This window comes from Streptomyces sp. NPDC058195, from assembly GCF_042883525.1.
Lineage (GTDB): Bacteria > Actinomycetota > Actinomycetes > Streptomycetales > Streptomycetaceae > Streptomyces.
In genome coordinates this window covers 18997-45281 of sequence record NZ_JBHVVM010000008.1, presented here as the reverse complement: position 1 = coordinate 45281, position 26285 = coordinate 18997, and the positions used below count along the sequence as shown (strand labels likewise).

Sequence of the window (26285 nt, the reverse complement as noted above, 5' to 3'; positions counted from 1 at the left end):
GATGCCATCACGTGATCAGGCTGTAACCGCTCGTTCGACCAACGCCAGCGCCTGGCCCGGGAGTTCCCCGCGGTCCTCGGCGGCGCCGCTCAGCCAGTGGACCCGCGGGTCGCGGCGGAACCACGAGTCCTGGCGGCGGGCGAACCGCTTGGTGGCGCGGACGGTCTTGGCCCGTGCCTCCTCCTCGGTGCACTCCCCGGCCAGCGCGTCGAGCACCTGCTGGTAGCCCAGGGCCCTGGAGGCGGTCCGCCCCTCGCGCAGGCCCCGCGCCTCCAGCGCCCTGACCTCGTCCACGAGTCCGGCGGCCCACATGCGGTCGACCCGCAGGGTGATCCGCTCGTCGAGCTCGGGGCGGGCCACGTCGACGCCGATCTGCACGGTGTCGTAGACCGGCTCGTCGCCGGGGAGGTTCGCGGTGAAGGGTTTACCGGTGATCTCGATGACTTCGAGGGCCCGGACGATGCGGCGGCCGTTGCCCGGCAGAATGGCGCGGCCCGCTTCGGGGTCGGCGGCGACGAGGCGGGCGTGCAGGGCACCGGAGCCGTGTTCGGCCAGTTCCGCCTCCAGCGCGGCCCGGACCCGCGGGTCCGTACCGGGGAACTCCAGGGCGTCGATGGCGCCCTTCACGTAGAGGCCGGAGCCGCCGACCAGAACGGGAGTGCGGCCCGCGGCGAGCAGCCGGTCGATCTCGGCACGGGCCAGCCGCTGGTACTCGGCGACACTGGCGGCCTGGGTGACGTCCCAGACGTCCAGCAGGTGATGCGGGACGGAGCCGCGCTCGGCCAGGGTCAGCTTCGCGGTGCCGATGTCCATGCCGCGGTAGAGCTGCATGGAGTCGGCGTTGACCACCTCGCCGTCGAGCTGCTGGGCGAGGAAGACCCCCAGATCGGACTTGCCGGCCGCCGTGGGGCCGACGACGGTGATGACCCGCGGGGCGGGAGCTGAGCTTCTCACCGCCACAGTCTCGCAAACCTTCGGGCCGCTTCCCGAACGAGTGAGCTTCCTCCGCTCCCTCCCAGAACTTCCGGATGGCGCGTTCACCTGCGCACACCAGTAGAATCCAAAGTGCATACGGGTGTTTTCTCACAGTTCCGGAGAAGCACTCGACCGTGGTCCCCCAGCAGAGAAGGTGCCCGATGGGCTTCCTGGACACGTTGAAGGCGAAGCTGGGCCCCGCCAGGGAAAAGGTCGGCGAACTCGCGCATCAGCACAGCGACAAGATCGACCAGGGGCTCGACAAGGCCGCACGGACGGCCGACGAAAAGACCAAGGGCAAGTACAGCGGAAAGATCGAGTCCGGCGCGCGGAAGGCCAAGGACGCGGTCGAGCGCCTGGCCCACAAGAACGAGGGCGGTACGCCGCCCGCCTCCTGACCGCGAGCCGCACGGGACCGGAGGACGGCCCGGCGGCGTTCACCCCCGCCGTCCGCCGGGGCGTTCCCCGGCCCCATGGACTCAGGACCAGGCCGCGACCAGGTAGTTCACTCCGTACGGTGCCTCTTCGCGCAGCAGCCGCCCCGTCAGGGCGGTCCCCCGCGCCGCGCCCGCGAGCACCTGCCAGGGCGCCCGGCCCGCCGCCTTGAGTTCGTACGCCAGCACCGCGTCCAGCGCGATCAGCGCCTCGGGATCCGCCTCGCCCAGCGCACGGGCTGCGGCCGAGTCGAACGCCTCGGCGCGCTCGTCCAGATAGCCGGGGGCCTTCAGCGTGCGGCAGGCACTGCCGTCGCCCATCACGAGCAGCGCGACCCGGTCCGCACGGACGGCCAGGTTCCGCCCCGCGTCCACGCAGCGGCCGGTCTCCAGCTGCTCCCCCACGCCCAGGGCCTCGACCGGCGCGTCCGTCCACCCCGCGCGGGACAGCAGCCAGGCACCGACCGCGAGGGACGGCGGCAGCGCGTCGCCCGCCTCCGGGCTCTTCTCCGCAGAGTCCCCCGCCGCCGGGCCGGTGGCGCGCCCGAGCCGTACGCCTAGGTCGACGCCGAAGCCCCGGAAGCTGCCGGTGGCCCCTTCCGCGTGCGGACCGCGTCCCGGCGGATCCGCGGGCCCGACCACGACCAGCAGCTCGGGCCGGGCGGCGGCCAGCACACCGAGGGCCTCGGCGCAGGCGTCCCGCACGGCGTCGAGCTCGGGCGCGGCACCGGCGGCGACCTCGGGTACCAGCAGGGGCGGGCAGGGGCAGACTGCGGCGGCGACAAGCATGGAGGGCAGCGTACTGCGTGGCCCCGAAGCTCCGCCGCCGCGTCCGGCGAGGTCAGTCGCAGCCGCAGCCGGGCGCCGCGGCCGCGGGCAGCGGCGCGGGTGCACCGATGCCCGGCAGGCCGAGCATCACACCGGCCGGCCTGGCCGCCTCGGCGGCGTTGCGCTTCTCCCAGGCGTCCCCGGCACGGGTCCGCCGCACGGCGGCCGGCACGCCCTCGGCGAGCAGGTGGTGGGGGGCGGCGTAGGTGATCTCGACGGTCACCACGTCGCCGGGCCGCACCTCCGTCTCCGGCTTGGTGAAGTGGACCAGACGGTTGTCGGGGGCGCGGCCGGAGAGACGGTGGGTGGCGCCGTCCTTGCGGCCCTCGCCCTCCGCGACCATGATCTCCAGCGTCCGGCCGACCTGCTTCTTGTTCTCCTCCCAGGAGATCTCCTCCTGAAGAGCCGACAGGCGCATGTAGCGCTCCTGCACGACCTCCTTGGGGATCTGTCCCTCCATCTCGGCGGCGGGCGTCCCGGGGCGCTTGGAGTACTGGAAGGTGAAGGCGTTGGCGAACCGCGCCTCGCGGACCGTGTGCATGGTCTGCTCGAAGTCCTCCTCGGTCTCGCCGGGGAAGCCCACGATGATGTCGGTGGAGATGGCGGCGTCCGGCATCGCGGCGCGCACCTTCTCGATGATGCCCAGGAAGCGTTCCTGCCGGTAGGAGCGGCGCATCGCCCGCAGGACGGTGTCGGAGCCCGACTGCAGCGGCATGTGGAGCTGCGGCATCACGTTGGGGGTCTCGGCCATCGCGGCGATCACGTCGTCCGTGAAGTCGCGGGGGTGCGGCGAGGTGAAGCGGACCCGCTCCAGTCCCTCGATCTTCCCGCAGGCGCGGAGCAGCTTGGAGAACGCCTCGCGGTCGCCGATGTCGGAACCGTACGCGTTGACGTTCTGGCCGAGCAGGGTGATCTCCGAGACGCCCTCGGCGACCAGGGCCTCGATCTCGGCGAGGATGTCGCCGGTGCGGCGGTCCTTCTCCTTGCCGCGCAGCGCGGGGACGATGCAGAAGGTGCAGGTGTTGTTGCAGCCGACGGAGATCGAGACCCACGCCGCGTAGGCGGATTCGCGCCGGGTGGGGAGCGTGGAGGGGAACGCCTCCAGGGACTCGGCGATCTCGATCTGCGCCTCCTCCTGGACGCGGGCGCGCTCCAGCAGGACGGGCAGCTTGCCGATGTTGTGCGTGCCGAAGACGACGTCGACCCAGGGGGCGCGCTGGACGATGGTGTCGCGGTCCTTCTGCGCCAGGCAGCCGCCGACGGCGATCTGCATGCCGGGACGCCTGGTCTTCATCGGGGCGAGCCGTCCGAGGTTGCCGTAGAGCTTGTTGTCGGCGTTCTCCCGGACCGCGCAGGTGTTGAAGACGACGACGTCGGCGTCGCCGTCGGAGCCCTCGGCGGCGCGTACGTAACCGGCGCCCTCCAGCAGCCCCGACAGCCGCTCGGAGTCGTGGACGTTCATCTGGCACCCGTAGGTGCGCACCTCGTACGTTCTCAAACCGTCCACTACTCCACCAGCCACGTCGTTGCCGCTCACCCGTCCAGGGTAAGGGCTGCGCCGGGAGCCCCGTGTGGGATACCCGACCGCCGGGGCGGCAGCCCTGGTCATCGCGGTGGCGGACTGGCAGGATCGCGCCATGCTCCAGGCCCTCTCCCGCGTCGGCGGACGACGTGTTCTCCAGGTGTGCGCCGCCGTCGCCGTGGTGTCCGGGTTGCTGCTGTGGTGGGTGTCGCCGTTCGGGACGCCCGCGCCGACCGGCACGCTGACCTTCAGCACCGGCGTACGCAGCGGCGTCTACCAGCGCTACGGCGAGCGCCTCATGGGGGACCTCGCCAGGGACCTGCCCAAGGTGTCGATACGCCTGCAGACCAGCGAGGGCTCACAGCAGAACATCGCGCGGGTGGCGACCGGCAAGGCCGATTTCACCATCGCCACCGCCGACGCCCTCGCCACCTACCTGCGCGGCGACAAGCCCGGCGCCGACCGGCTGCGGGGCTGTGTGCGGCTGTACGACGACTACATACAGCTGGTCGTGCCACGCGACTCCGGCGTGCGCAAGGTCGCCGACCTGCGCGGCAAGCGGGTCGGGGTGGGGCAGCGCGGTTCGGGGGTCCGGCTGGTCGCCGACCGGCTGATGACGGCGGCGGGGCTCGATCCCGCGCACGACGTGACCCCGGTCCCCTCGGGCATCGACACCATGCCCGCGGAGCTGGAGAGCGGGCGGCTGGAGGCCTTCTTCTGGTCCGGCGGACTGCCCACCACCGCCGTGCAGGAACTGTCGAACCGGTTCGCGATCCGGCTGGTGCCGCTGGAGGCCGCGCTGGTCGAGGAGCTCCAGGCGGCGGGCGGCTCCGCGCGCTACTACCGTTCGGCCACCATGCCCGCCGACGCGTACCGGACGGTGCAGCAGGGCCAGGCGGTGCCGACGGTGGCGGTGGCCAACGTACTGGTGACCACGGAACGGTCGGATCCGGCGCTGACCGAGGCGTTCACCCGGACCGTGATCGACAGCCGCGACCGGATCGGGCGCGAGGTGCACGCGGCGCAGCTGGTGGACCTGCGCACGGCGATCTACACCGATCCGCTGCCGCTGCACGAGGGCGCCAGCCGCTACTACCGCTCCGTCAAGCCCTGATCCGGCTCAGCCCCGCGGGCCGTTGCGGGGCGCCGTGACCGTCACGCGCAGCCCGTGCGGCTCGTGGGCCTCGTAGCCGACGGAACCGCCGCCCGCCGTCAGGAGCGCCTGGGCGATGGAGAGCCCGAGGCCGGATCCCTGGATGTTCTGGTGGCGGGCGCTGCGCCAGAAGCGGTCGCCGATGCGTTCCATCTCCTGTGCGGTGAGGCCGGGGCCGCGGTCGGCCACGACGACCATGACGTCGTCGGGACTGGAGGAGACCGTGACGACGACCTCCTCCTTCGCGGGGGTGAACTTCAGGGCGTTGTCGATGATCGCGTCCAGGGCGCTGGACAGCGCGATGGGGTCCGTCCAGGCGGTCACCGCGGACGAACCGTCCGCCCGCAGCCGCACACCCCTCTCCTCGGCGAGCGGCCGCCAGGACGCGACGCGCTCCGCGGTGAGCGCGCCGATGTCCGTGAGCTGGAGATCGGCCGCCGCGTGCTCGGCCAGCGCCAGATCGAGCAGGTCGTCCAGGACCTGGGCCAGGCGCTTGCCCTCGGTGCGTACCGAGGCGATCTCCTCGTTGTCCTCGGGCAGTTCGAGCGCGAGGAGCTCGATCCGCAGCAGCAGCGCGGCGAGGGGGTTGCGCAGCTGGTGCGAGGCGTCGGCCACGAAGGCGCGCTGCTGCTCCAGCACGTCCTCGACGTTGTCCGCCATCTCGTTGAACGACCGGGCCAGCCGTCTGAGCTCCGGCGGCCCGCCGGAGGACACCACCCGCGAGCGCATCCGCCCGCTGGCGATGTCGTGGGTGGCCGCGTCCAGGGTCCGCACCGGCAGCAGCACCCAGCCGGTGAGCCGTATCGCGGCACCCACCGCCACCAGCATCGCGACCGCCTCGCCCACCGCGATCACCAGCCAGCCGCGCAGGGTGTGGGCGCGCAGTTCGCCGGTGGGCGAGTCGAGGACCACGACGGCGACGACATCGCCGTCCCGTACGACGGGTGAGGCGACCACGACCCGGCCGTCCTGCCACGGCCAGACCTGCGGCGGATCGTGGCTGCGCCGCCCGAGCAGGGCCTCCTTGAACGCCTCGCGTCCCTCCCCCTCGATCGGGAGCTGCCAGTCGGCGGGTGCCTTGGCCATGGCGGAGTCGTCGCGGTAGAAGACCCCGGCGCGAATGCCGTAGACCGCGGCGTAGGTGTCGAGTTCGTTGCGCAGGGTACGGCGGCGTTCGTCGTACCCGGCCCCGCGTTCGGTGATGAACTGCGCGAGCGCGGCGAAGCGCGCCGTGTCGTCGATGCGGTCGATGACGACGCTCTGCTGCTGGGACACCGCCACACTTCCGGCCAGCGGGAAGCCGAGGGCGAGCAGCACGCTCGCCATGAGCACGATGAGCAGGGGAAGGAGCCGGGTGCGCACCTGGGCCGTACGCCTCTACGCGGGCGGGGCGACGAGCCGGTAGCCGACCCCGCGCACCGTCTCGATCAGTGCGGGCAGCCGCAGCTTGGAGCGCAGGGAGGCGACGTGCACTTCCAGCGTGCGCCCGGTGCCCTCCCAGCTCGTACGCCAGACCTCGCTGATGATCTGCTCCCGGCGGAACACCACGCCGGGGCGCTGGGCGAGCAGCGCGAGCAGATCGAACTCCTTGCGGGTGAGCTGGACTTCGACCCCGTCGACGCTGACCCGGCGGGTCGGCAGCTCGATCTGCACAGGGCCCAGGCGCAGTGCGGCGACCGGTGTCGAGGCGGTGTCCTCGCCGCTCGCCTTGCGCCGGCTGACGGCGTGGATGCGGGCGAGGAGCTCGCCGGTGTCGTACGGCTTGACCACGTAGTCGTCGGCGCCGAGGTTGAGGCCGTGGATGCGCGAGCGCACGTCGGAGCGGGCGGTCACCATGATGACCGGGGTGGTGGTGCGCTTGCGGATCTTCCCGCACACCTCGTAGCCGTCCTGGTCGGGCAGGCCGAGGTCGAGGAGCACCACACCGAACGGCTCCGTCTCGGCGGGCAGCAGCGCCTGGAGCGCCTCCTCGCCGCTGCGCGCGTGCACGACCCGGAAGCCGTGCCGGGCCAGGATGGCGGAGAGGGCCGCCGCGACGTGGTTGTCGTCCTCGACGAGCAGCAGTCTCATGGCCTCCTCCTCCAGGTATGCCGGTGCACGGGGTGCTGACGGGCGTCGGCGGATGATCGGTGCGGTCCCGGTACGTTCCTCGTCACTTCCCCGTACCGGGGTGTTTCACGGCAGGACGTACCAGGGCATCCACGCTGATGGAGGGCCGCCCAGTCAAGAGCCGCCCACCGCTTCCGGCCATCTGTTATCCAGCCGGTACGCCCGGGGCGCCGCCGCGGGCCGCTCCTTCACGCCGCGTGGCCGCCCGCCCCCGGATCGTTATCCTCATTGTTATCCTCAATTTCCGCTCAGATGTAATGACGGTGGTAGCACTGCCTCCCTATGGTCCTTCCAACCGAGGAGGACGGAGCAAGAAGCCGATGAGCGGAGTTTCAGTCACGAAGGGCGCCGAGGACGCCGCGCCCGCGGCGGACGACCTGGTCGTACTGAGCAACATCAACAAGCACTTCGGCGCGCTGCATGTGCTCCAGGACATCGATCTGACTATCGCCCGTGGCGAGGTCGTGGTCGTCATCGGACCCTCCGGGTCCGGGAAGTCCACACTGTGCCGCACGATCAACCGCTTGGAGACGATCGACTCGGGCGCCATCACGATCGACGGCAAGCCGCTGCCCCAGGAGGGCAGGGAGCTGGCGAAGCTGCGTGCCGATGTCGGCATGGTCTTCCAGTCGTTCAATCTCTTCGCGCACAAGACGGTGCTCGAGAACGTGATGCTGGGCCAGATCAAGGTCCGCAAGACGGACAAGAAGGCCGCCGAGGAGAAGGCCCGTTCGCTGCTTGAGCGGGTGGGGGTGGCCACACAGGCCGACAAGTACCCCGCCCAGCTCTCCGGCGGCCAGCAGCAACGTGTGGCCATCGCACGGGCGTTGGCGATGGACCCGAAGGTGATCCTCTTCGACGAGCCGACGTCGGCACTCGACCCGGAGATGATCAACGAGGTGCTGGAGGTCATGCAGCAGCTCGCGCGGGACGGCATGACGATGGTCGTCGTCACCCATGAGATGGGCTTCGCGCGTTCGGCCGCGAACCGGGTCGTCTTCATGGCCGACGGAAAGATCGTCGAAGAGGCCACGCCCGACCAGTTCTTCAGCAACCCGCGCAGTGACCGGGCCAAGGACTTCCTCTCGAAGATCCTGCACCACTGATCGCTCCCGCGCCCACCGGGCCCGCACCGGCTGATCACCCACATCGCGTCAACCCTAGGGAAATCCACCATGCAGCTTCGTAAGGTCACCGCCGCCTCGGCCGCCGTGCTCGCCCTCGCCGTCACCGCCACCGCCTGTGGCTCCGACAAGGAGGGAGGCTCGGGCGACAGCAAGAAGATCACGATCGGCATCAAGATCGACCAGCCCGGCATCGGCCTGAAGACCCCCGACGGCAAGTACGTCGGCTTCGACGTCGACGTCGCCACGTACGTCGCCAAGGAACTCGGCTACGACGCCAAGGACATCGTCTTCAAGGAGACCAAGAGCGCCGACCGCGAGACCGCGATCGACCGCGGTGACGTGAAGTTCATCGCCGCCTCCTACTCGATCAACGACGAGCGTCTGCAGAAGGTCGACTTCGCGGGCCCGTACCTCCTCGCCCACCAGGACATCCTCGTCCGCGCCGACGACTCCTCGATCAAGTCCCCGGCCGACCTGAACAACAAGAAGCTGTGCTCGGTCGCCGGCTCGACCTCGGCCCAGAACGTCAAGGACAAGCTGGCCCCGAAGGCCGACCTCCAGACGTACGGCGGCTACTCGGAGTGCCTGACCGGCCTGGAGAACAAGGTCATCGACGCCCTGACGACCGATGACAGCATCCTGGCGGGCTACGCCTCGCAGAAGGAGTTCCAGGGCAAGTTCAAGCTGGCCGGCTTCAAGATGACCAACGAGAACTACGGCATCGGCCTGAAGAAGGGCGACGCCGACCTCAAGAAGAAGATCAACGACGCGCTCACCAAGATGGTCTCGGACGGTGCGTGGGACAAGGCCGTGAAGGACAACTTCGGCCCGGCGAACTACAAGAACGAGCCCGCCCCGAAGATCGGCAACGTCGTCAAGTGATGCAGGGCTGACCGGGCGCGCCGCCCCTGAGCGGCGGCGCGCCGTGCCCTCCGACACGCGGAAGCGCGGGAGATCGTGTTCGACTTTCTTGAAGGTTATGACCTGCTGGGGGCCTTCTGGGTGACGGTGCAACTCACCGTGCTCTCCGCCCTCGGCGCCCTGATATGGGGAACGCTGCTGGCCGGAATGAAGGTCAGCCCGGTCCCCCTGATGCGCGGCTTCGCCACCGCGTACGTGAACGTGGTCCGGAACGTTCCGCTGACCGTGATCATCGTGTTCTCGTCGCTCGGCCTGTACCAGACGCTGGGCGTCGCGCTCGGCGGCGACGACACCGACACCATCAACTTCCGGCTGGCCGTGCTCGCCATGGTCGCCTACACCGCCGCCTTCGTCTGCGAGGCGCTGCGCTCCGGCATCAACACGGTGCCGGTCGGCCAGGCCGAGGCGGCGCGCGCACTCGGGCTGAGCTTCACCCAGGTACTGCGGCTGATCATTCTTCCCCAGGCGTTCCGTGCGGTGGTCAACCCGTTGTCCAACGTGCTGATCGCGCTGACGAAGAACACCACCGTCGCCTCCGCGATCGGGGTCGCCGAGGCCTCGTACCTGATGAAGGACATGATCGAGAACGAGGCCCAGCTGATCCTGATCTCGCTGGTCTTCGCGCTGGGCTTCGTCGTCCTGACCCTCCCGACCGGCCTGATCCTCGGCTGGGTGAGCAAGAAGGTGGCGGTGAAGCGATGAGTTCCGTCCTCTACGACGCCCAGGGGCCGCGCGCCAAGCAGCGCAACATCCTCTACACCGCGCTGTTCGTGCTGGGCGCCGCCGCCCTGCTGTGGTGGGTGTACACCAGTCTGGACGAGAAGCACCAGCTCGACTGGATCAAGTGGAAGCCCTTCTTCACCAGCATCCAGCCGTGGGAGACGTACATCTGGCCGGGGCTGCAGAACACGCTCAAGGCGGCGTTCTTCGCTCTGCTCATCGCACTGCCGCTGGGTGCCCTGTTCGGTGTCGGCCGGCTGTCGGACCATCGCTGGGTGAGGGTTCCGGCCGGATTCGTCGTGGAGCTCTTCCGCGCCGTCCCGGTGCTCATCCTGATGATCGTCGCGAACGCGGTGTACGCGGAGTACACCACCATCGACACCGATGTGCGTCCGCTGTACGCCGTGGTGACCGGCCTGGTGCTGTACAACTTCTCGGTGCTCGCCGAGATCGTGCGGGCCGGGATCGAAACCCTGCCGAAGGGCCAGGCGGAGGCCGCCAAGGCGCTCGGCATGCGCAAGAGCCAGATCATGATGTCCGTGCTGCTGCCGCAGGCGGTGACGGCGATGCTGCCGGCGATCGTCAGCCAGCTCGTCGTCATCATGAAGGACACCGCGCTCGGCGGCGCCATGATGACCTTCAGCGAGCTGCTGGCGTCGGTCCGCCCGATGAGCGCGAACTACGGTGCCAACACCATCGCGTGCTTCACGATCGTCGCGGTGATCTTCGTGCTGCTGAACTTCGCGCTCACCTCCTTCGCGAGTTGGCTGGAGCGGTGGCTCCGGCGCGCGAAGAAGAGCAGGGGCACCGCGCCGGGGGGCGCATCCCCGACGGTCGGTGAGCCCTCGCTCATCGTCCAGGACGGACAGTCCGCCTGACGTTACGTCGCATGCTGTGCCCGAGGGGCGGTGGCCGGTCGGCCGCCGCCCCTCTGCGCTGCCCGGTGTCGCTTGACGCGGGCACCGGCAGTAGGTTGCATACGTTCTGTGATCGCGCCCCCCGCCCCCGCCGCCACGCTTCCGCCGCCGCCCACCGGTCCTTCAGGCCCCGCGCCACTTCCGCCCGCGCCCCCGGCGCCGTCCGTACGGATCCGAGGAGCCGCCCCGTGGACCCGGTGATTGTCGTCGGCGCCGGGCCGGTCGGCCTCGCGCTGTCGCTGGCGCTCGCGGCGCAGGGGGTGCGCTGTGTGCTGCTCGACGAGGACCCGGGCAAGGACGAGACCCGGCCCGCCCGCACCATCGTGCTGCGCGAGGACACCGCGGCGCTGGTGGAACGGCTGGGCGGCAAGGCGCTGGGGCAGGAGGGCGCGCGCTGGTCGGGGTGGCGGTCCATGCGCCGCAAGCAGGTGGTACGTGAGCTGGCGCTCGGCGAGGACGCCCCCGAGGGCGACCGGCTCCCGGCCCCCGTCCACCTGCCGCAGCACGTCCTGACGCGCGGACTGCGGGACGCGGTCACCGCGCAGGAGCTGGTCCAGGTGGCGCCCTACGGCCGGATCGACAAGCTGGAGCAGGACGCGACCGGGGTCACGGTCCACACCAGGGAGCCCGGCGCGACCTGGTGGCGCGGGAGCTACCTGGTGGGCTGCGACGGCGCCCGGTCCACCGTGCGCAAGCTCCTCGACATCCGGTTCCCGGGACGTACGGCGGTGGAGCGGCACGCCGTCGCGGCGCTGCGCACCGAGCTCCCCTGGCCGGGACAGGCCGTACTGCACCGGTTGCCCCCGTGGCGGGGCGGCGGTGCCGAGGTGACGGCGCGACCGCTGCCGGACGGCCTCTGGCGGCTGGACTGGCTGCTTCCGCCGCGCGGGGAACTGGTCACGCCGGACGCCCTGATCACCCGGGTCCGGGACACTCTGGCGGGCTGGTGCGGCGAGACACCGCCGTACGAGCTGCTGGACACGGGCGTGTACACGCTGCACCACCGGCTCGCCCTGCGCTGGCGGGCCGACCGGGCCTTTCTCGCCGGGGACGCCGCGCATCTGCTGGGAGCGCTGGGCACCCAGGGGCTCGACGAAGGGCTGCGGGACGTCGAGAACCTGGCCTGGAAACTGGCCCAGGCCTGGCACCACGGCGCCTCCGACGTACTGCTCGACAGCTATCAGGCCGAGCGCCGTGCCGCGGTCGCCGCCCGGCTGCGCGCCGCGGACCAGTCGCTGCCGGTACTGCGCGGCGGCAAAGGGCTGCGGACCCTGGTCCCGGGGAGCTCGCGGGGTCACGACTCGCTGCTGACGGACGGACATCTGGGGTGCGGTCCTCTCGGTGCGGCCCCTTCGTACTCCCACTCGCCGCTCGCGCCCGCGCGCACGGAGGCGCACGTCTCTGTGAGTACGCCCCCTGGTGCGCCGGTGACCGATGTACGGGTCACGGCTCCCGACGGCACGACGGCGCGGCTGAGGGAACGGCTGGGGCGGGGGCGGCTGCTGGTGGTGCTGGTGGCGCCCGGCACCGGAGTGTGGGACCGGCGCCACTGGATGACGGCCGGTGTCATGCCCCGCCTGGTCGAGGCGGTCGACGCGCTGCCGATGAAGGGGGAGCTGCTGGTGACCGAGAGTTACCCGGGGGCATCGGCCCACACGGTTCTGCTGGTGCGGCCGGACGGCCACCTCGTGGCGTCGTTCGGCGGGGTACAACCCCGGGAGCTCGCCGCGGTGGCGGAGGCGGTACGGGGCGGGGAGGCGGCCGGTTCCGTCCGTTCTGACCGGACCGCGAACGTCAATTGACCGCCGCGGACGCACATGGTGTACTCCGGAACGTGACCGACACCGATGTGCGCCTGTGGCGGAGGGTCCATATGGACCTGGTCCGCTATGCGGGCTGCGTGTGTCGTCCGTCCTGCTGAATCGCCTTTCCCGCTCCGCCGTACGCGCTGCCGTACGGGCGGGCGTCCTCGCGAACCCTCAGGACGGTTTCTGTGTCTGCCTCTGTGTCACCTTCCGTAGCCATGCCCGCGTCCGCCTCCGCGGTCGCCTCAGCCTCCGCCTCCGGGCCTGTCTCTGCCCCCGCACCTGCCTCCGCCCCTGCGACCGATGTGGCCGACGCCGGTTCTCGTGCCGAGGCCGGTTCTCATGCCGACGCCGGTGCCGGGCCGACGGCTGCGGAGCTGCTCGGCTTCGTCCGCCGCGTCGCCGCCGACCCCGCGCTCGTGGCCTCGCTCCCCCTCGACCCCGAGGGCCGCACCTGGGTGCAGCTCGACGGCCCCGGCGGCAGCGAGGCCTGGCTGATCGGCTGGCCTCCGGGCACCGGCACCGGCTGGCACGACCACGCCGACTCGATCGGCGCCTTCACCACCGCGGCGGGCACCCTCAGGGAACGGTCACTGGCGGCCCGGCTGCCCACAGATGGCTGGAAGACCCTGGAACTGACCGAAGGCATCGACCGCTCACGGGAGTTGGCCACCGGCCAGGGGCGCGCATTCGGCCGCCATCACGTCCATGAGGTGCTGAACGAGTCCGCCGCGGAGCACGCCGTGTCCGTCCACGCCTACTATCCGCCGCTGCCACGGATCCGGCGCTACAGCCGCACAGGCGACCTGCTCCGGCTGGAGCGGATCGAGCAGCCGGAGGACTGGCGATGAACGACGACGGCCGACAGGACGGCACGAAGCCCATCGGGATCGACGAGCTGCTGGAACAGGTCCGGTCCGGGTTCGTCAGGGTTGGCGCGCGGGAGGCGGCGGCCGCCGCCGCGGACGGTGCGCTGCTCGTGGACATCCGGTACGCGGAGCTGAGGGAACGGGACGGGCTGATCCCGGGCGCCCTGGTCGTCGAGCGCAACGAGCTGGAGTGGCGGCTCGATCCGCAGGGCAGCCACCGGGCCCGGCAGGCGGTGAGCCACGATCTCCCGATCGTGATCATCTGCAACGAGGGGTACGCGTCGAGCCTCGCCGTCGCCTCCTTGCACCGGCTGGGCCTGCACCGGGCGACGGACCTGACCGGCGGCTTCCAGGCCTGGCGCGCGGCAGGACTGCCCGTCGCCGAGGCGTGAGGCCGCGGTGCGCGAGCGCCGACGCGTCAGACCGAACGTGAAGACCGGCGGGCAGGAACCGGTGCGTGAGGACCGGTGAGCAGGAGCCGTGAACACCGGTACGCAGGAGCTGGTGCGTGAGCACCGGTAGGCGGCCGGACGGGCCGGGCCCCTGAGGCCCGGCCCGTCCCCACGCCCGGCCCGCCCGCTTGGGTCACGTCCTACCCCCATTTGCCGTCGGCGGTTCCCCCTGATCCGCGCCGACACACCCGAACGCCTCGCTGCGGTGGAGTGGTCCCCGCCCCCGGCCGACATTCACCTCAACACCAAGGACCGACATGACGGAGACCACGCACCCATGCCGACCCCCGCCCCCACTCCCGTCCTTCCCCTCACCCCCGGCCAGCTGGACGCCCACGCCGCCCGCCTCCATGACACCGAGGCCTGGCAGCAGATCGTCAGCGGCTGGGACATCACGGCGCCCGAACCCAAGCACCCGTTCTCCCCCGGTCCGGCGCAGCCGCTCGTGCCGCACCACCGCCCTGCCGACTGGCGCGACCTGCTGTCCGTCCCGGTCGACCAGCTCATCGCCGACTCCGTCCGCGCCCTGCCCTCGGCCGCGCAGCGCGAACGACCGCTGCCCGGCCGCCTGGGCGCGATGCTCCCCGACCGGCTCCACTCCTGGCGACGCATCGGCCAGCCCGACGTGCGGCCCTCCGTCCATCTCGCCCACGCACGGCAGATCCTGACCGAGTGGGGCTGGCAGAACACCCCGTACCGGCTCCGCAACGCCCGTGGCGCACGGTGTGTCTGCGGCGCCCTCCTCACCGCACACCGTCTGGGCTACGGCTCCCTCGACACCGTGGACCGGGCCGGTGCCTGGCTCATCACGGAACTCCGCGCCCAGGGCTGGACCGGGCTGATCGGCCCCTGGAACCGCTGCCCCGGCCGCACCGCCGCGGACGCGCTCGCCCTGATCGACGCCACCGTCGCCCGTGCCGCCCGCGCCGGGCAATGATCACCGCCGCTCCCCCTCAACGCTCCTCCTGCGCCCCCGGCCCTCCGTCCCCCGCACCACCCGCGTCCCCCTCACGGCCGGGCGGCGCATCTGGTCAGAAGGGCTCGTCCAGCCCTTCCGTATCCTCGCCCTCCTCCTCAAGCGCCTGCCGCACCACGCGCAGGGCCATACCCTCCCCGTATCCCTTGCGCGCGAGCATGCCCGCCAGTCGACGCAACCGCTTGTCACGGTCCAGGCCACGGGTGGACCGCAGCTTGCGCACGACCAGCTCCCGGGCGGTCGCCTCCTCCTGCTCGGAGTCCAGCTGCCCGACCGCCTCGTCGATGACCGTGGCGTCCACCCCCTTGGTGCGCAGTTCCCGGACGAGAGCCCGGCGGGCCAGGCCCCGGCCGTGGTGCCGGGACTCCACCCAGGCGTCCGCGAACGCCGCGTCGTCGATCAGCCCGACGTCCTCGAAGCGCGAGAGGACTTCCTCGGCCGCCTCGTCCGGGATCTCCCGCTTGCGCAGGGCGTCCGCGAGCTGCTTGCGGGTGCGGGGCGTTCCGGTGAGCAGCCGCAGGCAGATGTTCCGCGCCTGCTCGACCGGGTCTCGCGGCTCCCCTTTCCCGGCCCTCGACGAGGAAGGGGAGCCGCTGCTTCTGGTGCGGGAGCGGGCTTCACGGTCCGCCCCCTCGCCGCACCCGGCCTCCGGCTCGTACGCGCCCTTCGGCTCGTACGCGCCGTCGGGCTCGGCCGTGTGCCCGGTGGGAAGGCCGGGACCGGGACCGGTGGGACGGCCACCGGCGCCGACCAGCCACTCCGTACGACGTGTCACGGCGCAGGCCCTAGCTCTTGGCCGCCGCGGTCTTGGCCGGCTTGGTCTTGCCGGCCGGAGCGGTCGCCGTCTTCGCGCTGTCGGCCGGAGCCGCCGCACCGGCCGCCGCGTCCGCACCGGACTCGGCGTCCTCGGGCCTGACGCCGATGCCCAGCTTCACCAGGATCTTCTTCTCGATCTCGTTGGCGAGATCGGGGTTGTCCTTGAGGAAGTTACGGGCGTTCTCCTTGCCCTGGCCGAGCTGGTCACCCTCGTAGGTGTACCAAGCTCCCGCCTTGCGGACGAAGCCGTGCTCCACACCCATGTCGATCAGGCCGCCCTCACGGCTGATGCCCTGGCCGTAGAGGATGTCGAACTCGGCCTGCTTGAAGGGCGGCGCGACCTTGTTCTTGACGATCTTGACGCGGGTGCGGTTGCCGACGGCGTCGGTGCCGTCCTTCAGCGTCTCGATCCGGCGGATGTCGAGGCGCACCGAGGCGTAGAACTTGAGCGCCCGGCCACCGGTCGTGGTCTCCGGCGAGCCGAACATCACACCGATCTTCTCGCGCAGCTGGTTGATGAAGATCGCGGTGGTCTTGGACTGGTTGAGCGCGCTGGTGATCTTGCGGAGCGCCTGGCTCATCAGACGGGCCTGCAGACCCACGTGCGAGTCACCCATCTCGCCCTCGATCTCCGCACGCGGCACAAGCGCGGCGACGGAGTCGATGACGATCAGGTCGAGGGCACCGGAGCGGACCAGCATGTCCACGATCTCCAGGGCCTGCTCGCCGTTGTCCGGCTGGGACAGGATGAGGTTGTCGATGTCGACGCCGAGCTTCTTCGCGTACTCGGGGTCGAGGGCGTGCTCCGCGTCGATGAAGGCGACCGAGCCGCCCAGCTTCTGCGCGTTCGCCACCGCGTGGAGCGTCAGCGTCGTCTTGCCGGAGGACTCCGGCCCGTACACCTCCACCACGCGGCCGCGCGGCAGGCCGCCGACGCCGAGAGCCACGTCCAGGGCGGTCGACCCGGTGGGGATCACTTCGATGGGCTCGTTCGGCCGCTCGCCGAGGCGCATCACCGCGCCCTTGCCGAATTGCCGTTCAATCTGTGCGAGTGCGGCGTCCAGCGCCTTCTCGCGGTCGGTTCCTGCCATGGGTTCCACCCGATTTGCTTGAGTCGATCGCTTCACGTCAAAGACGCTAACCCCTGCCACTGACAATGGGCCTCGACGTCCTCCCGGCCTGTGGATAACTCCGCGGTCGGGCCCGGGAACACCCGGCCCGGAATCCCATGAGAATGGATGTTCGATTTTAGTGTCAAGCGCACCACGCCGCCCCGCCGGGCTCTCCGGTCAGGCGCTCTCCGGGACCTCCCGGCCCCTGGCTGCGCCCTCACCGTGCGCGGCCTCTGCGCTCTCCTCGCTCCCCGGAGCCCGCCACGAACGGCGCAGCCGTGTGAGCAACGGCTCACCACGACGCCTGCTGCCCCTGCCGTGCATCCGCGGGTCGTCCGTGACGTCGTAACGCTTCACGTACGCGCCGAGGAAGGCCTGGAGCGTAGCGACGGCCGGAATCGCGATCAGCGCGCCCACGGCACCCATCAGCGCCGTGCCCGCGATGACCGACCCGAAGGCGACCGCGGGATGGATGTCGACGGTCCTGGAGGTGAGCTTGGGCTGCAGGGCGTAGTTCTCGAACTGCTGGTAGACCACGACGAAGCCGAGCACCCACAGCGCGTACCAGGGGTCGACGGTGAACGCGATCAGCATGGGCAGGGCGCCCGCCAGGTACGTACCGATCGTCGGGATGAACTGGGAGACGAGCCCGACCCAGACGGCCAGCGCGGGCGCGTAGGGCACCCCGAGGATCACCAGCAGGATGTAGTGCGCGATCCCGGAGATGAGGGCCATCAGGCCGCGCGAGTAGAGGTAGCCGCCTGTCTTGTCGACCGCGATCTCCCAGGCCCGCAGGACCTCGGCCTGGCGGGCGGGCGGCAGCACGGAGCACAGGCCCCGCCGCAGCCTGGGGCCGTCGGCCGCGAAGTAGAAGGAGAACAGGGAGATCGTCAGCAGCCGGAACAGCCCGCCCAGCACAGTGGTGGAGATGTCGAGCACCCCGGTCGCACTGTTCTGGACGTACTTCTGCAGCCAGTCGGAGTGGATCAGGCTGTCCTGGACCTCAACCCGGGAGAGGTCGGTACGGAAGGTCTGGTTGACCCAGTTGATCACCGAGTCCAGATACTTCGGGAACTCCTCGACCATGTCGACGATCTGGCCCGCGAGCATCGAGCCGAGCAGCACGACGAAGCCCACCCCGGCGATCATCACCCCGAGGAAGACCAGGAAGGTGGCGAGGCCGCGGCGCATGCCTCGCGCCGCCATCCGGCTCACCGCGGGCTCGATGGCGAGCGCCAGGAAGAACGCGATCAGGACGTTGATCAGCAGGCCGATGAGCTGGTCGAACGCCCAGCTGCCGAGCCGGTAGCAGGCGTAGAGCGCCAGGGCGAGCACCATGGCGCGCGGCAGCCACACGGGCATGCGCGCCGACCCGCCGCCGGTCGGCCCGCCGGAAGGTCCGGCGGGCGGGACGGGTGGGGTGGAAGTCGGCCGGGTCTGTGCTGTCTCGTCTGTCGGTGCCACGCGTCCAGTCTCACCCACCGCGATGACGAACAGCCGCCCGCCCCGGGCAACGGCACAGGCCCGGCCGCGGAACAGCCGGGGTCAGCGCTGGTCGGCGGGGATGCCGACCGCGGCGCAGACACCGCGCCAGACGTCCTTGGTCTCCCATCCCGAGGCCAGCGCCTGGTGCACGGTCTGCCCGCCGAGCTCGGCCATCACATGATCGCGTGCGAAGGAGTCGGCGTACGCCTCGCCGAAGTGGTCCGCCATCCGATCCCAGAAAATCGTCAACCGCATGACCTCAGTATCCCGCTCCTGAGAGTGCAGCCCGGCCGCTCCGTCTTGCCGAGAGCGCTTACCGCCCTACGGTCGGTCCATGGCTGGAACCGGAACAAGTCCCCTCAATCGTGCCGAGCAGTTCATCTGGCTCACGGCCCGTGTCCTGGAGCAGCGGCGGTTCGCTCATCACTTCCTGGAAGGCGGCGCGGACGCCGTGGAGACCGCACTGGCGGCCTATCTGAACGAGGACGGCGGTTACGGGCACGGGCTCGAACCCGATCTGCGCGGCCCCGTCAGTCAGCCGCTGCACACCGCGCACGCGCTGAATGTGCTGGATTCGATCGGGCGCTGCGACGGACTGCGGGTGGAACGGATCTGCCGCTTCCTCACCGAGGTGTCGACCAAGGAGGGCGCGCTTCCGGCGCTGCTGCCGACGCAGCGCGGCTATCCCGCCGCCCCCTTCATCCCGATCGTCGACCACCCTCCCGCGGAGCTGCTGACCACCGGCCCCGTCGTCGGGCTGCTGCACCGCAACGCGGTCTGGCACGCCTGGCTCTTCCGGGCCACCGACTTCTGCTGGGCCGCGGTGGAGGCGCTGGAGCGCTCTCATCCGTACGAGATCGAGGCGGCGCTCGCCTTCCTGGACGGCGCCCCGGACCGGGCGCGGGCGGAGGTGGCGGCAGACCGGCTCGGGCGGCTGGTGCGGGACCAGCGGCTCGTGGTGCTGGACCCGCAACGGCGGGCGGAGTACCCGGTGGCTGCCGGTTACGCGCCGGGGGAGCAGCACTTTCCGTACGACTACGTCCGTACGCCCGACTCCCTCGCCCGGCGCTGGTTCACCGACGAGGAGCTGTCCCTCTCGCTCGACCACCTCGCGGCCGAGCAGCAGGCGGACGGCGGCTGGCCGGTCACCTGGCGGCAGTGGGCCCCGGGCACCGCGCTGGAAGGACGGCCCCTCGTGACCCTCCGGGCCCTTCTGACGCTGCGCGCCCACGGGCGGAGCCTCGGCTGAGCCCGCCGCCGGTCCCGTCCGCCGGCGACGCCCGCGGTCACTACGCCTGGCCGAGGGCGCGTACCCCGGCGGTGACGATCACCGCGGCGCCCACGATCACCAGGAACGGGGCGCGCAGGACCAGGGCGACCGCCGCCGCCGCGAGCCCGGCCGCCCTGGCGTCCAGCGCCAGATGCTGGCCGTCGCCGAAGGTCTGCTGCGCGGTGAGGGCGGCGAGCAGGGCTACGGGCAGGAGCGCCGCGAGCCGCTGGGTGAGCGGGCGTTCCAGCAGACCGGCGGGGACCAGCAGACCGATCAGTTTGGCCAGGTAGCAGCCCACGGCCGTCAGCACGATGGCGATCCAGACGTTCACCGGTCCTCCTTCTCGGTGGCCTGCCCCCGGGCGGTGCGCGCACGGCGTCCGCTCAGGAAGAGGACGGCGGGTGCGGCGAGCGCGGACAGCAGGACGGGGACACCGGCGGGCAGAACGGGCAGCAGGCCGAGCGCGAGCAGCACCGCGATCCCCGCGGTGACGCGTTCGGTGGTGCTCTTCAGCATCGGCGCGAGCAGGGCGAGGAAGACCGCGGGCGATGCCGCGTCCAGCCCCCAGGCGTCGGTGTCGCCGAGCGCCTCGGCTCCGAGGGCTCCCAGCAGCGTCGTCAGGTTCCACAGGACGTACAGGGTCAGTCCGGTGACGGCGAAGCCGATGCGGGCCGCCCGCCGGGTCGGCTGCGCGAGCGTCACGGCGGTCGTCTCGTCGATGACCCACTGGGCGGCGAAGGGGCGGAGCGCCTTCGGGAGCGCCAGCAGCTGCGAGAGCCGCAGTCCGTAGAACGAGTTGCGCACGCCGAGGAAGAACGCACCGGCGGCCGCGGTGTACGGGTTGCCGCCTGCGGCAAGGGCGCCGACCAGCGCGAACTGCGAGGCCCCGGTGAAGACCGCGAGGCTGAGCGCGCAGGTCTGCCACAGGGTCAGTCCGGCTCCGGCCGAGGTCACGCCGAAGGCGAAGCCGGAGAGCCCGACGGCTATGCCGACGCCGAGTGCGTCACGGACGACTGCCGCGTCCGGCTTCGCCGCGCCCGGGTCCGGCCCGGGTCCGGGGCCGGGGGTGCCGGGCTCCGGTACAGCGGCCGACGCTCCGCCCCGGCCTGGAAATATTGTCTGATCTGCCACCCCTCGAACGTTACGCGGGCGGCGCGCCGACGGGTCGCCCAGGACGGTCGGGGCCGTTGTCAGTGGCGGGGTGCACGATGGGGGACATGGCCCCTTCCGCACTCGATTCGTTCTCCCCCGCGACCCGCAGCTGGTTCACGGGGGCCTTCAGCGCGCCCACCGCCGCGCAGGAGGGTGCCTGGCGGGCGATCGCCGAGGGGTCGGATGTGCTGGTCGTCGCGCCGACCGGTTCCGGCAAGACCCTCGCCGCGTTCCTCGCCTCGCTGGACGCGCTGGCGTCCGTGCCACCGCCCGCCGAAGCGAGGAAGCGCTGCCGCGTCCTGTACGTCTCGCCCCTCAAGGCGCTCGCGGTCGACGTCGAGCGCAACCTCCGTTCGCCGCTGACCGGTATCCGCCAGGAGTCGGTGCGCCTCGGGCTGTCCGAGCCGGAGGTACGGGTGGGCATCCGCTCCGGGGACACCCCGTCCGCCGAGCGCCGCTCGATGGCGGCCCGCCCGCCGGACATCCTGATCACCACGCCCGAATCGCTGTTCCTGATGCTGACCTCCTCGGCCCGGGAGGCGCTGTCCGGTGTCGAGACGGTGATCCTCGACGAGGTGCACGCCGTGGCGGGTACGAAGCGCGGCGCCCACCTCGCCGTCTCGCTGGAGCGCCTCGACGAGCTGCTGCCCCGTCCCGCACGGCGGATCGGCCTGTCGGCCACGGTCCGTCCGGTCGACGAGGTGGCGCGCTTCCTCTCGCCCAGGCGCCGGGTGGAGGTCGTCCAGCCGCCGTCCACCAAGCGGTTCGACCTGTCGGTGGTCGTGCCGGTCGAGGATCTGGGGGAGCTCGGCGGCTCCCCCGCCAGCGGCCCGGACCAGGCGGCGCAGGCGGACAAGCCGTCGATCTGGCCCCATGTCGAGGAGCGGATCGTCGATCTCGTCCAGAAGCACCGCTCCACCATCGTCTTCGCCAATTCCCGGCGCCTGGCCGAGCGGCTGTGCAACCGCCTCAACGAGATCGCGTACGAGCGGCTGACCGGCGAGCCGTTGGCCGAGTCCCACTCCCCCGCCGAGCTCATGGCCGAGTCCGGTGCGGCGAAGGGCGCCCCCGCGCTGCTCGCCCGCGCCCACCACGGCTCGGTCTCCAAGGAACAGCGCGCCCAGGTCGAGGAGGACCTGAAGGCGGGCAGGCTGCCCGCCGTCGTCGCCACCTCCAGCCTGGAGCTGGGCATCGACATGGGGGCGGTCGATCTCGTGATCCAGGTGGAGTCCCCGCCGTCGGTCGCCTCCGGCCTGCAACGGGTCGGCCGGGCCGGGCATCAGGTCGGCGCGGTCTCCACCGGCGTGGTCTTCCCGAAGTACCGGGGCGATCTGGTGCAGTCGGCCGTGGTCACCGAACGGATGCGCGAGGGATCCATCGAGGCGCTCCGCGTCCCCGCCAACCCCCTGGACGTGCTGGCCCAGCAGCTGGTCGCCATGGTCGCCCTGGACGTCTGGCAGGTGGACGAGCTGCTGGAGACGGTCCGCCGCGCCGCGCCCTTCGCCTCACTGCCCGATTCCGCGTTCACCGCCGTGCTGGACATGCTCGCGGGCCGCTATCCCTCCGACGCCTTCGCCGAGCTCCGCCCGCGCGTGGTCTGGGACCGGGTGGCCGGTACGGTCACGGGGCGGCCGGGCGCTCAGCGGCTCGCCGTCACCTCCGGAGGGACGATTCCCGACCGCGGTCTCTTCGGGGTCTTCCTCGCCGGAGCCGACCCCAAGAAGGGCGGCGGCCGGGTCGGCGAGCTCGACGAGGAGATGGTGTACGAGTCCCGCGTCGGCGACGTCTTCACGCTCGGCACCACGTCCTGGCGGATCGAGGACATCACCCGCGACCGGGTCCTGGTCTCGCCCGCTCCCGGCGTTCCCGGACGGCTGCCGTTCTGGAAGGGCGACCAGCTGGGCCGTCCGCTGGAGCTGGGACGTGCCCTGGGGGCGTTCCTCCGCGAGATCGGCGGGCTGGCGCCCGAGGACGCCCGTGCGCGGCTGCTCGCCGCCGGTCTCGACACCTGGGCCGCCGACAACACCCTTGCGTATCTCGACGAACAGCGCCGCGCCTGCGGCCATGTGCCGGACGACCGGACGATTCTCGTCGAGCGTTTCCGCGACGAGCTGGGGGACTGGCGGGTCGTGGTCCACTCCCCGTTCGGCGCGCAGGTCCACGCCCCGTGGGCGCTCGCGCTCGGTGCCCGCCTCGCCGAGCGCTACGGTATGGACGCTCAGGTGATGCATGCCGACGACGGCATCGTGCTCCGGCTGCCCGACGCCGATCTGATGGGCCTGGACCTCCTGGATTTCGATCCCCAGGACCCGGACCGGGGGGCGTCCACGGCCCCGGCCCCACCACCGGCCTTCTCCTTCGACAGCGAGCAACCGCCCGTAGGCGCGGCAGACGTGACGTTCGACCAGGGGGACATCGAACAGATCGTCACCGACCAGGTCGGCGGCTCGGCCCTGTTCGCCTCCCGGTTCCGCGAATGCGCGGCCCGCGCCCTGCTGCTGCCGCGCCGCAGCCCCGGAAAGCGCACCCCGCTGTGGCAGCAGCGCCAGCGCGCCGCTCAGCTGCTCCAGGTCGCCTCGGAGTTCGGCTCCTTCCCGATCGTCCTGGAGGCGGTCCGCGAATGCCTCCAGGACGTCTTCGACGTCCCCGGGCTCACGGAGCTCATGGGCGACCTCGAAGCGCGGCGCGTCCGGCTCGTCGAGGTGACCACCCCGGAGCCCTCCCCCTTCGCCCGCTCGCTCCTGTTCGGGTACGTGGCCCAGTTCCTGTACGAGGGCGACTCGCCGCTGGCCGAACGGAGGGCCGCCGCCCTCTCCCTGGACTCCCGTCTCCTGGCGGAGCTCCTGGGCCGGGCGGAGCTGCGCGAGCTGCTCGACGCGGAGGTGCTGACCGAGCTGGAGCGGGAGCTCCAGTGGCTGACCGAGGACCGCCGGATCAAGGACGCCGAAGGCGTCGCCGACCTCCTCCGGGTCCTCGGCCCGCTCACCGACGAGGAGCTGGCCGAGCGCGGCGCCCGCCCGTCATGGGCCCCGGAGCTGGCCGCGGCCCGCCGGGCCATCCGGGTCCGGATCGGCGGGGCGGACCACTGGGCCGCGATCGAGGACGCGGGCCGCCTGCGGGACGCCCTGGGCACCGCCCTCCCGGTCGGCGTCCCCGAGGCGTTCACCGAGCCGGTGAAGGACCCGCTGGGTGACCTCCTGTCCCGCTACGCCCGCACGCACGGCCCGTTCACGTCCCACGGCGCCGCCGCCCGCTTCGGCCTCGGCACCGCGGTCACCGACGGGGCGCTGCAACGGCTCGCCGGGACCGGCCGGGTCGTCCAGGGCGAGTTCCACCCCGCCGGGATCGGCCAGGAATGGTGCGACGCGGACGTGCTGCGCCGACTGCGCCGCCGTTCGCTCGCCGCGCTCCGGCACGAGCTGGAGCCGGTCCCGCCCGCCGCCCTCGCCGGGTTCCTCCCGCAGTGGCAGCACCTCGGCGGCAACAGCCTGCGCGGCATAGACGGGCTGGCCCGTGCCGTCGAGCAGTTGCAGGGCGCGCCGGTCCCGGCGTCAGCTCTGGAGAAGCTGATCCTGCCGGGCCGGGTCACGGACTACACCCCCGCGCTGCTCGACGAGCTGACCACGACCGGCGAGGTCATCTGGGCCGGTGCGGGCGCCCTCCCCGGCAAGGACGGCTGGCTCTCGCTCTACCTGGCCGACAGTGCTCCGCTGCTCCTGCCGCCCCCGCATCCGCTGGAGCCCGGCGCGTTGCACGCGTCCGTCCTGACCGCCCTGAGCGGCGGGTACGGCCTGTTCTTCCGGCAGATCGCCGATCAGGTCCGCGCCACCACCCATCCGGACTGCACCGATCCGCAACTGGCCGACGCCCTCTGGGAGCTGGCCTGGTCGGGCAGGCTCACCAATGACACGCTCGCCCCCCTGCGGTCCCTGCTGGGCTCCGGCCGTACGGCGGGGGCGACGGCGCACCGGGCCAGACGCAGCGTGCCGCGCGGCCGGTACGGCTCGCCCGCCTCCGCCCGGCCCGCCTCCCGCACCGGGCCGCCGACCGTCTCGGGCCGCTGGTCGCTGCTGCCCGCCACCGAGCCCGAGCCCACGCACCGCGCCCACGCCCTGGCCCGTACGCTTCTCGACCGCCATGGTGTGGTGACCCGCGGTGCGGTCCAGGCCGAGGGGGTCGAAGGCGGCTTCTCCGCGACGTACCGCGTTCTGTCCGCCTTCGAGGACAACGGGCAGGCCCGCCGGGGCTATGTGGTCGAAGGGCTGGGGGCGGCACAGTTCGCGATGGACGGCGCGGTGGACCGGCTGCGTGCCGCGTCCACCGCCCGTGACCGCCGGGAGCCGGGCGCCGCACCGCAGGTCCTGGTCCTCGCCGCCGCCGACCCCGCCAACGCGTACGGGGCTGCCCTGCCCTGGCCCGAGCCGCCGGACGGCGCCGCCCACAAGCCCGGCCGCAAGGCGGGCTCCCTGGTGGTGCTGGCCGACGGCGAGCTGACGATGTACATGGAGCGCGGCGGCAAGACGCTGCTCGCCTGGTCCACCGGCCCGGACGACCCCATGCTCCTCGCCGCCGCCGCGGCGCTGGCGGCGGCCGCCCGCTCGGGGGCCCTCGGCACGGTCACGGTGGAACGCACCAACGGTGTGCCCTCGCTGACCTCCCCGCTCGGCCGCACCCTGGAGGCTGCCGGTTTCCTGGCCACGCCGAGAGGACTGCGCCTGCGCGCCTGAGCCCGTAGGGGGACGCGGCGCCGCCCACCCCGCGGCCGGGAGCGGACGCGCCCCGGCCCTCCAGGGGTTCTGGGCCCGCGCCCCTTCCCGCCCGCATCATGGAGACATGCCCGAAGGAGACACCGTCCTGCAGACGGCCGGACGTCTGCACACCGCGCTCGCCGACCGGACGCTCACCCGCTGTGACCTGCGCGTACCCCGGTTCGCCACCGCCGACCTCACCGGCCGGAAGGTGCTGGGCGCGGTAGCGCGCGGCAAGCATCTCCTCACCCGCGTCGAGGGCGGTCTCACCCTGCACAGCCATCTCCGGATGGACGGTGCCTGGCGCGTCTACGCCACCGGCGAGCGGTGGCGCGGCGGCCCCGCCCACCAGATCCGCGCCGTCCTCGGCAACACGGAGCACACGGCGGTCGGCTACCGGCTGCCCGTCCTCGAACTTCTCCGCACCCGGGACGAGGAGAAGGCGGTCGGCCATCTCGGCCCCGATCTGCTCGGCCCTGACTGGGACGCCGCCACCGCCCTGCGCAATCTGCTCGCCGACCCCGGCCGCCCGCTCGGCGAGGCGCTGCTGGACCAGCGCAATCTCGCCGGAATCGGCAACGTCTACCAGGCCGAGCTCTGTTTCCTGGCCCGCGCCACCCCTTGGCTCCCCATCGGCGGCCTGCCCGCCCCCACCGCCGCGCGGCTGGTCACCACGGCCAGACAGCTCCTCGAAGCCAACCGCGACCGCCCCGTACGCACCACCACCGCCCCGGCCCACCGCGCCCCCGGCAGCGCCCCGAAGGAACGGCTCTGGGTGTACGGCAGGACCGGCCGCCCCTGTCTGCGCTGCGGCACCCCCGTCCGCACCGCGGACCAGAACGGCCGCCCCGCCTACTGGTGTCCGCGCTGCCAGTCGGGCCCCACCCCGTAACC

At 72.0% G+C, this 26285-nt stretch carries 25 protein-coding genes; 14 read left to right on the top strand and 11 right to left on the bottom strand.

All coding sequences use genetic code 11. The features are described 5' to 3' along the window. Positions 1-15 precede the first annotated feature (15 nt). Positions 16-954: a tRNA (adenosine(37)-N6)-dimethylallyltransferase MiaA gene (gene miaA / locus ACFVWY_RS12565; RefSeq protein ID WP_389870457.1), complete on the bottom strand. Its 939-nt coding sequence runs from the start codon at positions 952-954 to the stop codon at positions 16-18. Between the two features lie 182 nt (positions 955-1136). On the opposite strand from miaA, the gene ACFVWY_RS12560 reads away from it, so the two are divergent. Then, positions 1137-1373, top strand: a complete 237-nt coding sequence (locus ACFVWY_RS12560) for an antitoxin (RefSeq protein ID WP_389870454.1) — start codon at positions 1137-1139, stop codon at positions 1371-1373. A gap of 81 nt (positions 1374-1454) precedes the next feature. Here ACFVWY_RS12560 and ACFVWY_RS12555 read toward each other — a convergent pair whose 3' ends face one another. After that, positions 1455-2198 (bottom strand): class III extradiol dioxygenase subunit B-like domain-containing protein, encoded by a 744-nt coding sequence (locus ACFVWY_RS12555; protein ID WP_389870452.1) that lies wholly within the window; start codon positions 2196-2198, stop codon positions 1455-1457. Between the two features lie 52 nt (positions 2199-2250). Beyond that, positions 2251-3744, bottom strand: a complete 1494-nt coding sequence (gene miaB, locus ACFVWY_RS12550; protein ID WP_389870912.1) for a tRNA (N6-isopentenyl adenosine(37)-C2)-methylthiotransferase MiaB — start codon at positions 3742-3744, stop codon at positions 2251-2253. Positions 3745-3874: 130 nt separating this feature from the next. Here miaB and ACFVWY_RS12545 point away from each other — a divergent pair, with 130 nt between their 5' ends. Continuing rightward, positions 3875-4873 (top strand): TAXI family TRAP transporter solute-binding subunit, encoded by a 999-nt coding sequence (locus ACFVWY_RS12545; protein WP_389870909.1) that lies wholly within the window; start codon positions 3875-3877, stop codon positions 4871-4873. Between the two features lie 6 nt (positions 4874-4879). On the opposite strand, the gene ACFVWY_RS12540 is transcribed toward ACFVWY_RS12545, so the two are convergent. Continuing rightward, entirely contained in the window at positions 4880-6274 is a 1395-nt protein-coding gene (locus tag ACFVWY_RS12540) for an ATP-binding protein (RefSeq protein WP_389870450.1), read from the bottom strand. Positions 6275-6289: 15 nt separating this feature from the next. Then, positions 6290-6982 (bottom strand): response regulator transcription factor, encoded by a 693-nt coding sequence (locus ACFVWY_RS12535; RefSeq protein WP_389870449.1) that lies wholly within the window; start codon positions 6980-6982, stop codon positions 6290-6292. 359 nt (positions 6983-7341) lie between these two features. Here ACFVWY_RS12535 and ACFVWY_RS12530 point away from each other — a divergent pair, with 359 nt between their 5' ends. The 9 genes from ACFVWY_RS12530 (at position 7342) to ACFVWY_RS12490 (ending at position 14769) form a co-directional block, all read left to right on the top strand. Beyond that, on the top strand, positions 7342-8127 hold the full coding sequence (locus ACFVWY_RS12530) for an amino acid ABC transporter ATP-binding protein (RefSeq protein ID WP_376685062.1): 786 nt from the start codon (positions 7342-7344) through the stop codon (positions 8125-8127). A 69-nt stretch (positions 8128-8196) separates the two neighbouring features. Continuing rightward, positions 8197-9030, top strand: a complete 834-nt coding sequence (locus ACFVWY_RS12525; RefSeq protein ID WP_389870448.1) for a glutamate ABC transporter substrate-binding protein — start codon at positions 8197-8199, stop codon at positions 9028-9030. 75 nt (positions 9031-9105) lie between these two features. Then, positions 9106-9771 (top strand): amino acid ABC transporter permease, encoded by a 666-nt coding sequence (locus tag ACFVWY_RS12520; protein WP_389870446.1) that lies wholly within the window; start codon positions 9106-9108, stop codon positions 9769-9771. Next, positions 9768-10667 carry an amino acid ABC transporter permease gene (locus tag ACFVWY_RS12515; RefSeq protein ID WP_389870444.1) on the top strand — a complete coding sequence of 300 codons (900 nt, stop codon included), beginning with the start codon at positions 9768-9770 and terminating at the stop codon, positions 10665-10667. The genes ACFVWY_RS12520 and ACFVWY_RS12515 overlap by 4 nt, the downstream gene beginning before the upstream one ends. Positions 10668-10894: 227 nt before the next feature. After that, positions 10895-12508: an FAD-dependent monooxygenase gene (locus ACFVWY_RS12510; RefSeq protein WP_389870442.1), complete on the top strand. Its 1614-nt coding sequence runs from the start codon at positions 10895-10897 to the stop codon at positions 12506-12508. A 32-nt stretch (positions 12509-12540) separates the two neighbouring features. Beyond that, entirely contained in the window at positions 12541-12627 is an 87-nt protein-coding gene (locus tag ACFVWY_RS12505; RefSeq protein WP_311605579.1) for a putative leader peptide, read from the top strand. A 102-nt stretch (positions 12628-12729) separates the two neighbouring features. Then, positions 12730-13362, top strand: coding sequence for a cysteine dioxygenase (locus ACFVWY_RS12500; RefSeq protein WP_389870441.1), 633 nt, complete (start codon positions 12730-12732; stop codon positions 13360-13362). Then, positions 13359-13772: a rhodanese-like domain-containing protein gene (locus ACFVWY_RS12495; protein ID WP_389870439.1), complete on the top strand. Its 414-nt coding sequence runs from the start codon at positions 13359-13361 to the stop codon at positions 13770-13772. The genes ACFVWY_RS12500 and ACFVWY_RS12495 overlap by 4 nt, the downstream gene beginning before the upstream one ends. Before the next feature lie 337 nt (positions 13773-14109). Continuing rightward, complete coding sequence (locus ACFVWY_RS12490; RefSeq protein WP_389870438.1) at positions 14110-14769, top strand: hypothetical protein; 660 nt, start codon at positions 14110-14112, stop codon at positions 14767-14769. Positions 14770-14863: 94 nt separating this feature from the next. On the opposite strand, the gene recX is transcribed toward ACFVWY_RS12490, so the two are convergent. The 4 genes from recX to ACFVWY_RS12470 all read right to left on the bottom strand — a co-directional run bounded on the left by recX (position 14864) and on the right by ACFVWY_RS12470 (position 18476). Continuing rightward, complete coding sequence (recX, locus tag ACFVWY_RS12485; RefSeq protein WP_389870436.1) at positions 14864-15583, bottom strand: recombination regulator RecX; 720 nt, start codon at positions 15581-15583, stop codon at positions 14864-14866. Between the two features lie 10 nt (positions 15584-15593). Further along, positions 15594-16715 (bottom strand): recombinase RecA, encoded by a 1122-nt coding sequence (recA, locus tag ACFVWY_RS12480; protein WP_389870434.1) that lies wholly within the window; start codon positions 16713-16715, stop codon positions 15594-15596. A gap of 198 nt (positions 16716-16913) precedes the next feature. Beyond that, positions 16914-18098, bottom strand: coding sequence for an AI-2E family transporter (locus tag ACFVWY_RS12475; RefSeq protein ID WP_389870432.1), 1185 nt, complete (start codon positions 18096-18098; stop codon positions 16914-16916). A gap of 183 nt (positions 18099-18281) precedes the next feature. Continuing rightward, entirely contained in the window at positions 18282-18476 is a 195-nt protein-coding gene (locus ACFVWY_RS12470; RefSeq protein ID WP_389870430.1) for a DUF3046 domain-containing protein, read from the bottom strand. Between the two features lie 79 nt (positions 18477-18555). Between ACFVWY_RS12470 and ACFVWY_RS12465 the strand changes: the two genes are divergently transcribed. Beyond that, the gene (locus ACFVWY_RS12465; RefSeq protein WP_389870427.1) at positions 18556-19470 is read left to right on the top strand and encodes a hypothetical protein; all 915 of its coding nucleotides are present in this window, start codon (positions 18556-18558) and stop codon (positions 19468-19470) included. Between the two features lie 40 nt (positions 19471-19510). Here ACFVWY_RS12465 and ACFVWY_RS12460 read toward each other — a convergent pair whose 3' ends face one another. Together ACFVWY_RS12460 and ACFVWY_RS12455 are read right to left on the bottom strand one after the other, a co-directional pair. Beyond that, on the bottom strand, positions 19511-19822 hold the full coding sequence (locus ACFVWY_RS12460; RefSeq protein WP_389870425.1) for an AzlD domain-containing protein: 312 nt from the start codon (positions 19820-19822) through the stop codon (positions 19511-19513). Next, positions 19819-20622 (bottom strand): AzlC family ABC transporter permease, encoded by an 804-nt coding sequence (locus ACFVWY_RS12455; protein ID WP_389870422.1) that lies wholly within the window; start codon positions 20620-20622, stop codon positions 19819-19821. Before ACFVWY_RS12455 ends, ACFVWY_RS12460 begins: the two co-directional genes overlap by 4 nt. Before the next feature lie 86 nt (positions 20623-20708). Here ACFVWY_RS12455 and ACFVWY_RS12450 point away from each other — a divergent pair, with 86 nt between their 5' ends. Both ACFVWY_RS12450 and ACFVWY_RS12445 read left to right on the top strand, forming a co-directional pair. Beyond that, positions 20709-25370, top strand: a complete 4662-nt coding sequence (locus tag ACFVWY_RS12450; protein ID WP_389870420.1) for a DEAD/DEAH box helicase — start codon at positions 20709-20711, stop codon at positions 25368-25370. Between the two features lie 106 nt (positions 25371-25476). Continuing rightward, a complete protein-coding gene (locus ACFVWY_RS12445) occupies positions 25477-26283 on the top strand; it encodes a DNA-formamidopyrimidine glycosylase family protein (RefSeq protein ID WP_389870417.1) in 807 nt (268 codons plus the stop codon). Positions 26284-26285 lie beyond the last annotated feature (2 nt).